The sequence below is a fragment of the Sphingobacterium sp. NPDC055431 genome, assembly GCF_053644255.1.
In genome coordinates this window covers 435,786-448,930 of record NZ_JBSHLH010000001.1, presented here as the reverse complement: position 1 = coordinate 448,930, position 13,145 = coordinate 435,786, and the positions used below count along the sequence as shown (strand labels likewise).

At 39.8% G+C, this 13,145-nt stretch carries 13 protein-coding genes; 10 read left to right on the top strand and 3 right to left on the bottom strand.

Annotated features, from left to right (window positions below):
• Positions 1-144 precede the first annotated feature (144 nt).
• The 10 genes from ACWIB3_RS01905 to ACWIB3_RS01860 all read left to right on the top strand — a co-directional run bounded on the left by ACWIB3_RS01905 (position 145) and on the right by ACWIB3_RS01860 (position 10,483).
• Positions 145-1,515, top strand: coding sequence for a dipeptidase (locus ACWIB3_RS01905; protein ID WP_185211166.1), 1,371 nt, complete (start codon positions 145-147; stop codon positions 1,513-1,515).
• Between the two features lie 69 nt (positions 1,516-1,584).
• Positions 1,585-2,322, top strand: coding sequence for a lysophospholipid acyltransferase family protein (locus ACWIB3_RS01900; protein WP_185211167.1), 738 nt, complete (start codon positions 1,585-1,587; stop codon positions 2,320-2,322).
• A gap of 135 nt (positions 2,323-2,457) precedes the next feature.
• On the top strand, positions 2,458-2,679 hold the full coding sequence (locus ACWIB3_RS01895; protein WP_002996718.1) for a DUF2795 domain-containing protein: 222 nt from the start codon (positions 2,458-2,460) through the stop codon (positions 2,677-2,679).
• Positions 2,680-2,809: 130 nt separating this feature from the next.
• Positions 2,810-3,283 carry a hypothetical protein gene (locus ACWIB3_RS01890; protein ID WP_185215964.1) on the top strand — a complete coding sequence of 158 codons (474 nt, stop codon included), beginning with the start codon at positions 2,810-2,812 and terminating at the stop codon, positions 3,281-3,283.
• Positions 3,284-3,488: 205 nt separating this feature from the next.
• Positions 3,489-4,478, top strand: coding sequence for an anthranilate phosphoribosyltransferase (gene trpD, locus ACWIB3_RS01885; protein WP_454290738.1), 990 nt, complete (start codon positions 3,489-3,491; stop codon positions 4,476-4,478).
• Entirely contained in the window at positions 4,471-5,112 is a 642-nt protein-coding gene (locus ACWIB3_RS01880) for a phosphoribosylanthranilate isomerase (protein WP_185211173.1), read from the top strand. Before trpD ends, ACWIB3_RS01880 begins: the two co-directional genes overlap by 8 nt.
• On the top strand, positions 5,090-6,274 hold the full coding sequence (gene trpB / locus ACWIB3_RS01875) for a tryptophan synthase subunit beta (RefSeq protein ID WP_185211175.1): 1,185 nt from the start codon (positions 5,090-5,092) through the stop codon (positions 6,272-6,274). The genes ACWIB3_RS01880 and trpB overlap by 23 nt, the downstream gene beginning before the upstream one ends.
• Before the next feature lies 1 nt (position 6,275).
• Positions 6,276-7,034, top strand: a complete 759-nt coding sequence (gene trpA, locus ACWIB3_RS01870) for a tryptophan synthase subunit alpha (protein ID WP_454290737.1) — start codon at positions 6,276-6,278, stop codon at positions 7,032-7,034.
• 273 nt (positions 7,035-7,307) lie between these two features.
• A complete protein-coding gene (locus ACWIB3_RS01865) occupies positions 7,308-7,760 on the top strand; it encodes a hypothetical protein (protein ID WP_454290736.1) in 453 nt (150 codons plus the stop codon).
• Between the two features lie 59 nt (positions 7,761-7,819).
• Complete coding sequence (locus ACWIB3_RS01860) at positions 7,820-10,483, top strand: TonB-dependent receptor domain-containing protein (protein ID WP_454290735.1); 2,664 nt, start codon at positions 7,820-7,822, stop codon at positions 10,481-10,483.
• A gap of 68 nt (positions 10,484-10,551) precedes the next feature.
• Here ACWIB3_RS01860 and ACWIB3_RS01855 read toward each other — a convergent pair whose 3' ends face one another.
• The 3 genes from ACWIB3_RS01855 to floA form a co-directional block, all read right to left on the bottom strand.
• On the bottom strand, positions 10,552-11,148 hold the full coding sequence (locus ACWIB3_RS01855) for a Maf family nucleotide pyrophosphatase (RefSeq protein ID WP_454290734.1): 597 nt from the start codon (positions 11,146-11,148) through the stop codon (positions 10,552-10,554).
• The gene (locus ACWIB3_RS01850; RefSeq protein ID WP_313260844.1) at positions 11,148-11,666 is read right to left on the bottom strand and encodes a KdsC family phosphatase; all 519 of its coding nucleotides are present in this window, start codon (positions 11,664-11,666) and stop codon (positions 11,148-11,150) included. Before ACWIB3_RS01850 ends, ACWIB3_RS01855 begins: the two co-directional genes overlap by 1 nt.
• A gap of 381 nt (positions 11,667-12,047) precedes the next feature.
• Positions 12,048-13,025 carry a flotillin-like protein FloA gene (gene floA / locus ACWIB3_RS01845; protein ID WP_185211185.1) on the bottom strand — a complete coding sequence of 326 codons (978 nt, stop codon included), beginning with the start codon at positions 13,023-13,025 and terminating at the stop codon, positions 12,048-12,050.
• Positions 13,026-13,145 lie beyond the last annotated feature (120 nt).

Sequence of the window (13,145 nt, the reverse complement as noted above, 5' to 3'; positions counted from 1 at the left end):
ATCTTTAACAATCATTTAACACAATGCTTTAAAAAACGAGATTTCATTTATTGAAAATCTATGTAAACATATGTCGTCGGGAGAAAGAAAAAGTTACAGCTCTTGTAAAATTTATTTCATTACCTTTGTAAAAACACTTTTGAAATGCAAAAAATCAAAGACTATGTAGAAGCAAACAAAGATCGCTTCTTAGAAGAATTATTTGAATTATTGCGCTTTCCATCAGTTAGTGCTGACCCACAGTTCAAGGAAGGTGTAATCAATACCGCACAATTTGTAGCTCAAAAACTTAAGGATGCTGGTGCAGACAACGTTGAGATTTGTCCAACTGCAGGCTATCCAATCGTATATGGGGAGAAGATCATCGACCCAAGTTTACCGACAGTTTTGGTTTATGGACATTATGATGTGCAACCGGCAGACCCAATTGAACTTTGGGAAACTCCTCCATTTGAGCCAACTGTTCGAGACGGTAAAATCTACGCTCGTGGTGCTGCTGACGACAAAGGTCAGTTCTATATGCACGTTAAAGCTTTTGAATATATGATGAAAGAAAATGAATTGGCATGTAATGTTAAATTCATGATCGAAGGAGAGGAAGAAGTAGGTTCTGCAAATCTGGGCATCTTTGTCAATGCAAACAAAGAACGCCTTAAAGCTGATGTAATCGTTATTTCGGACACGTCCATGATCAGTCTTGAAAATCCTTCATTAGAAACAGGATTGCGTGGTCTTTCATACGTTGAAGTTGAAGTTACTGGTCCTAACCGCGACCTTCACTCTGGTGTGTATGGTGGTGCTGTAGCTAACCCTGCGACCATTCTTTCAAAGATGATCGCTTCGTTGCATGATGAAAACAACCACATCGCGATTCCAGGTTTCTATGATGATGTATTGGAGTTGACTGATGCAGAAAGAAAAGCTTTGAACGAAGCGCCTTTTGATGTTCAGGAATACGAAAATGATTTAGGTGTTCAAGAATTATGGGGTGAGAAAGGGTTCACTACTATCGAACGTACTGGTATCCGTCCGACTTTGGAAGTAAACGGTATCTGGGGTGGTTACATTGGTGAAGGAGCAAAGACCGTATTGCCTTCAAAAGCTTTCGCAAAGATCTCTATGCGTTTGGTCCCTAATCAAAACTCAGAGCGTATCACTAAATTGTTCAAAGAACATTTTGAAAAGATCGCTCCTAAATCTGTAAAAGTAGAGGTTAAACCCCACCATGGTGGTGAACCAGTAGTTACTCCTACTGATAGCATCGCATATAAAGCTGCTGAAAAAGCATTGGAAGAAACATTTAATAAAAAACCTATCCCGACAAGAGGTGGTGGATCTATTCCAATCGTTGCCCTATTTGAAAAAGAATTGGGCATCAAAACAGTGCTTTTAGGCTTTGGATTGGATTCAGATAACCTGCACTCTCCAAATGAAAAGTACGGTATTGAAAACTATTTAAAAGGAATTGAAACTATTCCATTGTTCCATAAATATTATGCTGAACTAAGTAAATAAAATAAAAAGCTTCACGATTGTGAAGCTTTTTATATTTTTATACCATCAGAAAAGACGTTTAAGGAAGATATGTTAATATTTTTAAAGAAAATACATAGGTTATTATATTTCATATCCGTCCTTTTTTTCTTTTCAATATGTTTTCCTTTTTTATATTTCCTTTCTAAGAACCCCAATAAACATTACTCCTCCATTGTTTGGTTTAGGAAATGGATTTCCATCTTAAGTGTTCATTTAGTAGGCATCAGGTTCAAAATAGAATATGAGGAAGCAATCGACTGGAGCAAACCCTACATCATCTGCCCTAACCATACCTCTATATTAGATATTACAGCACTCACCTACCTTTGTCCGCAGGAATTTTCTTTTATTGGAAAGGTTGAATTGTTAAAGAATCCCGTCACACGTATTTTCTTTAAATCGATCGACATCCCTGTCAACCGTCAGAGCAAGATTTCAGCTTTCAAGGCTTTTAAAAGAGCCACTGAACTGCTACATGAGGGTAAATCGGTTGTTATCTTTCCGGAAGGGAAGATTGATGAAGAATTCCCACCTGTATTGCATAAATTTAAGGCTGGCGCCTTTAAAATGGCCATTGAGAACAACATTCCAATACTCCCTGTTGTCATCCATAATGCATGGGAGATCTTATGGGATGATGGCGGAAGATTTGGTTCAAAACCAGGCGTCATAAAAATATCGGTACTCAAACCGATTACATATGACAACAGTTCAAGTCAAAAATATGACTCTATTGAAATAGAAGTCTATGAAAAAATGAAAAAAGTATGGAATCAAGGGAGTTGATTTTAAGAAATGTTTCATTTTAAAACGTTGATTTTCTGCGAAATATACCTGTTAACAAAGAATTAAAGATAATTTCCTTGCATTAGTTAAATTAAATATTATTTTTGCGAAAACGTGAAACTTAATTAAAGAGATATGTATTGGACACTTGAATTAGCTTCTCATTTAGAAGACGCTCCATGGCCAGCGACAAAAGACGAATTAATTGATTATGCGATTCGCTCTGGAGCACCAGTTGAAGTAATTGAGAATCTTCAGGCGTTGGAAGATGATGGTGAACCTTATGAAAACATTGAGGAAATCTGGCCAGATTATCCAACAAAAGATGATTTCTTTTTCAACGAAGACGAATATTAAAATCGGTATAGAAAGCGCCTTGAAGAAGGGCGCTTTTTTAATATCATGGGGATTATATGTTGCAAACCTCCAAACAAATTAATCCTTTCTGCATTTTTTATGTCCATAGAACGACAATAAAATTTACTGAATGAAACATTACTTACTATATTTCTTGCTTTTTCTCAGCCCAACGATCAGCTTCGCACAGTTTGAACATGGAGATGATCGAACCGAAGAATATGCTGTCAATAGCAGGGATGTCGCAACAGACTTCATCTACGATCTGAATGATAATGAAATCGCTTTGGATGTCATCCTGAGCAAATGGGTCATCGTGAATGAACCTTCCGATGAACTATATGACTATTTAGAAGTCAGTTTGGAAGAAATCAGACTGAACCTAAACAGTAAAAATATTGAACAGATAGAAATCAAAAACTACGCTGAACTTCCTCGTAAGGAGGTTCGTGATATCGATCCAGAAGATCTGGATGTAGATAATATGTTCTTCGTTTATTACAAGAACAGACTGGTTACCAGCGTCTACGTAGAAGGGGATAAAATCGGATCATTTACTTTGGTATCCAAAGGGAATGAAATGGCTCACTTTGTCACTTATTAACAAAAAATCATTTTTTGAAAGGATTTCTTGCAATTCTCAAAAACATCTTGGATATTTGTTGAACTAACGATGAAAACAGTACAATTCAATACAGCTTGGTGGTGGCACAACAAATAATGTTGTGGCAGACACCTATTGGTTGAATTAAAGAACTAAATAATAGTGGGCTTGCCTTTTCGGCAAGCCCTTTTTTATTGAAAAAAATATGAAAGAAATTTTAGCGCATCTATTTGAATACAAGTCCTTCAGCAGAAAAGAGGCTTACGATATCCTGACGAACATTGCAACTGGAAAATACGATACTCATCAGATTGCTGCCTTTATGACCATCTATGGAATGCGCAGTATCCGAGTGGAGGAGCTAGGCGGTTTCCGAGACGCGATGTATGACCTTTGCAATAAATTAGACTTCAATGGTTTTGACCTGATTGATATGTGTGGAACCGGAGGTGATGGAAAAAACACCTTCAATATTTCCACACTTGCCTCATTTGTGGTGGCAGGCGCTGGTTACCATGTTGCCAAACATGGCAATGTAGGCGTATCATCCAGTTGCGGATCCTCCAACGTTATGGAGTACTTGGGCTATACATTTACTGCTGACAAAGATGTTCTAAAGAAACAATTAGAAACAGCCAACATCTGTTTCCTACATGCCCCATTGTTTCACCCAGCGATGAAAACCGTAGCGCCAATCCGCAAAGCTTTAGCGGTGAAGACCTTTTTCAATATGTTGGGACCATTGACCAATCCTGCAAACCCGAAATTCCAATCGGTTGGAGTATTTAGTTTGGAATTAGCTAGGCTCTATGCATACCTCTATCAAAACACCGACAAACAATACAGCATCATGCATGCCATGGATGGTTATGATGAAATTTCCTTGACGGGCGACTTCAAGGTAATCAATAATCAAGGGGAGAACTACTATACGGTGGACGAGCTTGGCTTTACGGCAGTAGCTCCACAAGATCTTGCAGGTGGTGAATCCATCGAAGATGCGGCAAAGATTTTCAAACAGATTATCGAGGGTGAAGGAAATGACATCCAGAACAATGTCGTCTTAACCAATGCAGCTTTTGGAATAAAAACCTTCCATCCAGAAAAAAGCTTTGCAGACTGTTATTACGAGGCAGAAGAGTCCCTATTGGGTCACAAGGCCTTGAAAAGCTTTAAAACTTTGATAAATGGCTAGGGAACTATTAGTAAAGGTCTGTGGCATGAAGGAAGAGCAAAACATTTTGCAACTCCTTGAGCTTCCTATCCAGTATATTGGGCATATCTTCTATAAGAAATCAGCACGATATGTTGGAGACCTGGTTAATATTTCCATGGCAAATGACATCAAAAAAACAGGAGTTTTTGTAAATTCCGACTTTGCCGAAATCATGGATGCGACTGAAAGATTCAACCTGAACAGCATCCAACTACATGGACTTGAACCAGTTGAGCTTGCTGCAGCATTAAAGGCCAAAGGCTTGGAAGTCATCAAAGCCTTTGGAATTGATGAAGACTTTGATTGGAAACAATTGGAACCATATATTGGGCAGGTCGATTACTTCCTATTTGACAGCAAGAGCCCAGCTTATGGCGGCACTGGAGTTACCTTCAATTGGCAAAAACTAAAAGAGTACCCCTACGATACGCCATATTTCTTAAGTGGCGGGCTATCTTTGGAAAACTTACAGGAAGCCGTAAACTTTGAAGACTTGAAACTGATCGGCCTGGATCTCAATTCAAAATTTGAAATCGAACCTGGCCTAAAAGATATAGAAAAATTAAAATTAGCATTGAAAACCATCAGAAATGAGCAAATATCAAGTAAATAATAAAGGATACTATGGACCATTCGGCGGGGCCTATATTCCTGAAATGCTTTATCCAAATGTCGAAGAATTGCAAAACCAATACTTGCAAATAATGGAAGACCCTTCTTTCAAGGAAGAATTTGAATACTTATTACGTGATTATGTAGGCAGACCCTCTCCCCTATATCATGCTCAACGTCTTTCGGAAAAATACAATGCCAAAATATTTTTGAAACGTGAAGACCTGAACCATACAGGAGCGCACAAGATCAACAATACCATCGGACAGATCTTGCTTGCCGAGAAACTAGGCAAGAAGCGTATCATTGCAGAAACTGGCGCTGGGCAGCACGGTGTGGCCACGGCTACCGTATGTGCCCTGAAAGGCTTGGAATGTGTGGTTTATATGGGCGAGATCGATATCCAAAGACAGGCTCCCAATGTAGCCCGAATGAAGATGATGGGTGCAAAAGTAGTAGCTGCCACATCAGGGAGCAAAACCCTGAAAGATGCTACCAATGAAGCTTTGAGAGATTGGATAAACAACCCTGTCGACACGCATTACATCATCGGCTCCGTGGTAGGACCACATCCTTATCCAGATATGGTGGCAAGGTTTCAGTCCATTATTTCGGAAGAAACAAAAAAACAATTATTAGAAAAAACAGGCAAGGAAACACCAGATATTGTTATGGCCTGCGTAGGTGGCGGGTCAAATGCAGCAGGCATGTTTTATCACTTTTTAGATGATGAAGATGTACAATTAATTGCTGTTGAAGCTGCTGGCCATGGTGTAGACAGTGGAGAATCCGCCGCGACCACGGTTTTAGGAAATGAAGGTGTACTACATGGCAGCCGTTCGATCCTGATGCAAACGGAAGATGGCCAAGTCATCGAACCTTATTCCATCTCGGCCGGACTGGACTATCCAGGAATTGGCCCCCAACATGCTTGGCTTTTCAAATCCGGTCGCGGCTCCTATGTGAGTGCGACAGATGATGAAGCCATGCAGGCAGGACTACAATTGACAAAATTAGAAGGTATCATTCCGGCTATAGAAAGTTCGCATGCATTGGCTCACCTAGAGAAAATGAACTTTAAAGGAGACGAAACTGTGGTCATCTGTCTTTCTGGACGTGGCGACAAGGATTTGGACAATTACATGAAATATTTCGGTTTATAACATGATAAAGATTAACAAACAGGCAAACGGATTGCTATCTATATATTTTACCGCTGGCTACCCAACGCTGGACAGCACCATTGATATTGCAGAAGCACTGGAAAAAGCAGGTGCGGATTTCCTTGAAATTGGATTCCCCTACTCGGATCCGGTTGCCGATGGACCTACCATCCAACATAGTTCAGAAGTAGCACTGGAAAACGGCATGACCTTAAAGGTTTTGTTCGAACAATTGAAGGATCTACGAAAAAGAGTCAGTATCCCAGTATTTCTAATGGGTTATGTGAATCCCGTCCTTCAATATGGCGTTGAGAACTTCTGCAAAGCCTGCAAGGAGGTCGGAGTGAACGGCACGATCATCCCTGACCTTCCAATGTATGAATATGAAGAGCTGTACCAAGGAGTATTTGAAGAGAACCAAGTGAGCAATGTCTTTTTGGTAACCCCACAGACATCTGCCGACAGAATTAGAAAAATCGACTCTCTTTCGACAAACTTTATTTATCTCCTTTCTTCGAATGCGACCACTGGAACAAAATTAAATGTTCAGGAACAATCAGAAAGCTATTTCCAGAGGATTAAGGATATGGAGCTAGAGAACCCTGTCGTGATAGGTTTTGGGATCCACAATAAGGACACCTTTCAAAAAGCTACAAAATATGCCAATGGCGCCATTGTAGGAACTGCATTTGTCAAGTTATTGACAGAGGAAAACTACTTGGAGAAAATACCAGATTTCATTTCCTCCATTAAAGGATAGAAAAAAAACCTGATTCAGTTGAATCAGGTTTTTTATTTAATTAACTCTTCTCAGAATTTTGTTGAATAGGAAAATTACCAAGATTCCTGCTGATACTAGGCTTACCAAGCCCAAATACAACAGATTTGGATGTGCAGCTAAAGTTTCCATAAGTCAAAGGTTTATAAAGTAATAAGTCAATTCGAATATAATTAGTGTGAATTCTTTTGACAAGAAAAAATTACAATTAATTATCCACATATTCAGTGTTAGTTTCCTATATTTGAAACCGACATGAGAAAAATTGTAGCCATATGCTTACTATTGATTTATTCTGTATGCAGTACAGGGGCTACTATCCATATGCACCATTGTGGAAAAAGTACCATGTTCTCGGTTCTTGAGGAATCCAAAGTATCACATGACAGTTGCCCTATGTGCAGCAATTTGCACCAAGACCACGATCATGCCGATGATCTGGAAACCAACAGCCAATGTGAAGATGACCATACCTGTCAAGATTCCAAAGTAAATTTAGAATTGACTACCGAAAGTGATCAATTGCGTTCAAAAATGCTATTTGGCAGTACTTTCGACTTTTCTCCGGCTATCGTATTGATCCCTTGGATTATCAATCATTGGGTACAAATCATTGAAGATAAACCCGAAGAACCCAATCCTTTCAAACCCTCTCTATTCGCAGAATCCCATTCTGTATACCTTCTCAACTGCACATTCATCATTTGATTAAATAAACTTTCAAAATCAATCTAGACTTTTTGAATTTTTATTAATTACGATGAACTATGCACTTATTTAGATATTTATTAGTATTTATTTTTATAGCTGTGGGCACAGGACTGTTCGCCCAAAACAATATTAACACCGAGAAATTTGAAGTTTCTGGCAATTGTGCCATGTGTAAGAAACGGATCGAGACTGCGGGCAAAGATGCCGGCGCAAAATCCATTGAATGGGATAGCAGTACTGGTATTGCTACTGTAACCTATGATTCCAGCAAAAATTCCTTAGATAAAATTAAACAGGGAATCGCTGAAGCCGGTCATGACACCAAAGAATTCCGTGCACCGGATGCCACCTATGAAGAATTACATGAATGCTGTCTGTACCCTAGAATGGATGCAGAGCAGGAGCATGACCACGACCATGACCATGACCATGCGGAGGAAGGCCATCAGCATGAGGAAGGCCAAGAACACAATCACGATGACGATGGCGGACATAACCACGACCATGACCATGAGGTTACTGGAGTCGTAGTTAATGAAAGTGAAAAAGGGGATTTGACCCCTATTACCGAAGTTACCATTTTCTGGTTGGACAACCCGAGCAAAAAGGTTAAGACCAATGAAAATGGCGTTTTCAAAATCATGCACCAGAAGCCTTATAGAAAGTTAGTGATCTCACATGCCAGTATGCAGGGGGATACCATCGAGGTAAAAAACCTACATGAAGTCCTCGTTGTACAGGCAAAGAACAACACTTTACAGGAAATCGTGGTCACTAGAAGACAGAAATCCAATTACATTTCTAAATTGACCCCAAACCGTGTAGAGACTATCACGGCGAAAGAACTTTTCAAGGCGGCATGTTGTGATCTAAGTGAAAGCTTTGAGACGAATGCTTCCGTGGATGTAGTAAGCAGCGATGCCGTAACGGGCAGTAAACAGATCCAAATGCTAGGACTTGCTGGTATCTATACACAACTTACCGTTGAAGGTCTACCAGGACCTAGAGGCTTCGCTTCTCCCTTAGGATTGAACAGCATTGCCGGAACTTGGATCGAAGCCATCAATATCAGCAAAGGCATTGGTTCAGTGGCCAATGGATTTGAAAACATGGCTGGCCAAATCAACGTTGAACTGAAGAAACCCCATAATAGCGAGAAGTTATTTTTTAATGCCTACGCCAACAATATGGGCCGTACCGATGTCAATCTAAACCTTTCGCATCATATCAATGAGAAATGGTCAGTAGGACTATTGCTGCATGATAACTTCATGTACAACAAGAAAATGAACTTCAGTGACAATGGCTTCCGTGATATTCCAGTAGGAAACCTATTCTCAGGTGTAAACCGTTGGCATTTCGAAAACGGCAAAGGAATCATTGCCCAGTTCGGCGTGAAATTCCTTCACGATGATAGAATTGGTGGACAGATTGAATTCAACGAGAATACGGATAAATTGACGACCAATAAATATGGTCTAGGATTCAAAAACCAAAGAATTGAAGGTTTTGGTAAATTGGGCTATGTATTCCCGACAAACAAACACCGTAGTATCGGGCTTCAATTATCTGCAAGTCAATATAAACAAGAAAGTTTCTTTGGATTGAACACCTACGATAATGAACAAAACTCCTATTATGCAAACCTATTGTTCCAGGATATCATCGGCGATGTATCCCACAAATATAAGGTTGGAGCTTCTGTTCAATATGACCACTATGATGAAGATCTGAAACGCGTAAATTCCAACAATGACTATGCCTACAATTTTGGCCGTAAAGAGGCTGTAACTGGCGTATTTGCAGAATACACCTTCAGCCCTAGCGAAAAGTTTGATGCTGTATTGGGAATCCGTCAGGATTACAACAATCTATATGGTTGGTTTACTACACCAAGAGCAGTTTTGCGTTATGAGCCAATCCTGGGAACTACCCTCCGCTTAAGCTCAGGTCGCGGACAGCGTACTGCCAATATCTTTGCCGAAAACCTAGGTATCTTTGCCTCAAGCAGGGCTATCAACGGATTGGCAAACCTTGCTAGTGGCGAACATGCCTATGGACTTAAACCAGAAGTATCTTGGAATACAGGATTTACTGTTGACCAAAGCTTCCAGCTTTTCGGAAGGGAATCTGGCGTGTCCGTGGAACTATTCCATAACAACTTCCAAAATCAAGTGGTCGTTGATTTTGAAAACCCTCGTGAAGTATCATTCTATAACTTAGACGGGAAATCATACTCCAATAGCTTACAGGCTGAATTCAGATTTATGCCCGCTCCACACTTCGAAGCCAGAATGGCTTACCGTATGCTCGATGTGGAAACAGAATATAAATCAGGAAAGCTACAGAAACCGTTGACTGCTAAGCACCGTGGATTCATGAACCTAGCCTACAATACCCATTCAGGCTGGCATTTTGACTATACGTTGAACGTAGTGGGCAAGAAAAGATTGCCTAATACCAGCAGTAATCCAGTAGAATATCAATTGGCAAGTCAATCTGATGCCTATGTAACCATGAATGCTCAGGTGAGCAAAACATTGGGCAAGAACAAAAACTTTGATATTTATATCGGTGGGGAAAACTTAAGCAACTTCTATCAAAAAGATCCAATCTTGGCGTTTGACCAACCATTTGGTCAACATTTTGACACAAACATGCTTTGGGGACCTATGACCGGTAGAATGTTCTACACAGGAATTAGATATCATATTAAGTAAGGGTAAATGTAAATAAATGGGGCGGAAAATTAATTTTCCGCCCTTTATTTTAATATCTAAAGCTAGATTTATACAGCAAACATTTCCTTGAGTTCCTTTTGCAACCTGGCCGTAGGCAATCCTATCACATTTTCATAAGAACCTTCAATTCTCTCAATACCAATTCTGCCTATCCATTCTTGAATGCCGTAAGAGCCTGCCTTATCCATGGGCTGATAGTTTTTAACATAATAATTGATTTCCTCTTTCTCCAATTTGTTGAACCATACCTTCGTCGCCTCAACAAATGATTTTGTCTCGCCTTGATAAGCCATGGCAACTGCAGTAAAGACCAGATGTGCCTTGCCGCTTAGGCCAGTAATTACCTCTACAGCCTCTTCGGCATCCTTTGGCTTCCCTATTACAGCAGACAAATGGTCCACGACAATGGTATCAGCGCAAATAATTAACTTATCATATAATGAAGGTTCATGGAATGCCGCCAATTTTGCTTCTGCAATATGTTGAACGACCTCTTCTGGAGACAAGGTTTCATCAAAGGATTCATCGGTTTCCCGAACCTCTACCGTGAAATCTATATCCATGGACTTCAATAGCTCCTTTCTTCGGGGTGATTTAGAACCCAAGATGATTGGGATCGCTTTTAATTTCTCTTGGACTATCATTAAACACTCTTTATTTCTGTCTGTACGCCCCAACGGCCTTTCAATTTCAATATTTTCTCCAAGACATCACGGACAACTCCTTCCCCTCCTTTTTTCGGTGACATGTAATGCGAGATGGTCTTGATATCCTCCACGGCATCACTAGGACAGACAGCGATTCCCACTACCTGCATTACCTCATAATCTGGCATGTCATCTCCTACGTACATCAAATCCTCCATTTGCAATTCGTGTTTTTCGGTAAGTTGGGTCATGACATCCATTTTATTTTTTACACCTAAATGTATCTCTTGAATACCCAGACCTTCCAATCTCTTTCTGACCCCCTCGGAATTTCCACCTGATATCACCCAAATATCTAAACCCATTTTAATTGCCAATTGCATGGCATAGCCATCTTTCACAAAAAAAGAACGCAACTGTTCACCCGCTTCTGTAACCAAAAGTCGGCCATCCGTCAGGACCCCGTCAACATCTAAAACAACTGCTTTGATTGCAGCAAATTTCTTAAGCACCATAATCAATTGATATTTCCAAAAGTAAATATTTTTTATAGACCAAAATTTTGAATTGTTAATTCATTTACGCCAAAGTTTTATTTGTTGCAACAGATAAATCACGGTATTGTCAGAAAATGGTTGCAAGGGAAACTTTTTATCGACATTTCTTTGTAAATGTTAATTCTCACCGTACCTTTGTTTCATAATTCGAAGGATAAGTAGAATTTATATTAAAATTGTCTTTTCATAATTTAGGTTTATAATTGGTTAGTATCAAACCCTGGCGCCCATCGTCAGGGTTTTTTCGTTAATAAACCTGCATAATTCCATAAAAAAAGCCATGATTTCAGAAAGCGCTAAACTTTCTTAATCATGGCTTTTCTTATTGATTGAGATAATTTATTTTTTATCAGGTCCTTGCGGCTTCGCTATAGATGTTCTCATATCGGTATCCGCTTGGATATTTTGCATTTTATAGTAGTCCATTATACCCAAGTTGCCATTTCTGAATGCTTCAGCCATAGCCATTGGAACTTGCGATTCAGCTTCGATTACCTTAGCCTTGGCTTCCTGAGCTTTCGCACGCATTTCCTGTTCGGTTGCAACAGCCATCGCTCTACGTTCTTCCGCTCTTGCATTAGCAACTTTTAGGTCTGCCTCGGCCTGATCGGTCTGAAGTTTCGCACCTACGTTTTCACCAATATCGATGTCTGCAATATCAATGGATAAGATTTCAAAGGCCGTTCCGGAATCCAATCCCTTGGAAAGAACAGTTTTTGAAATACGGTCTGGATTTTCCAAAACCTCCTTATGGTTGGCAGAGGAACCAATTGTTGTCACAATACCTTCACCGACACGGGCAAGAATGGTTTCTTCACCAGCACCCCCGACCAATTGATTGATATTTGCACGAACGGTAACCCTTGCCTTCGCAATCAACTGAATACCATCTTTTGCGACGGCTGCAACTGGAGGCGTATTGATAACCTGAGGATTTACGGAAAGCTGTACCGCATCAAAAACATCACGTCCCGCAAGGTCAATGGCTGTGGCCAACTTAAAATCCAAAGGAATATTTGCTTTATCCGCAGAAATCAGTGCCTTGATTACTTTATTTACATTTCCTCCCGCTAAATAGTGGGTTTCGATCTCATTGGAAGTAATTTTCAAGCCGGCTTTAGTCGAGGTAATCATGGCATTGGTCACCAAGGATGGTGGAACCTTACGCAATCTCATCAGTACTAAATTCAAAAGACTGATCTTTACATTCGACAATTGGGCCGTAAACCAAAGATTTACTGGCAACAAATACAACAGGAAAAAAATAGCTATTACTGACCCAGTAATGATTAGAACTAATTGAATCGGTGAATCCATTAATTTTTAGATTAATATTGTTTCTGACTTCTTAAAGATAAAAAAATATTCCGAACATGTCAGCTTTACCTCAATATCCATGATATTTCAACGAAAAAAGGTTATAAAAAATTAATAAAC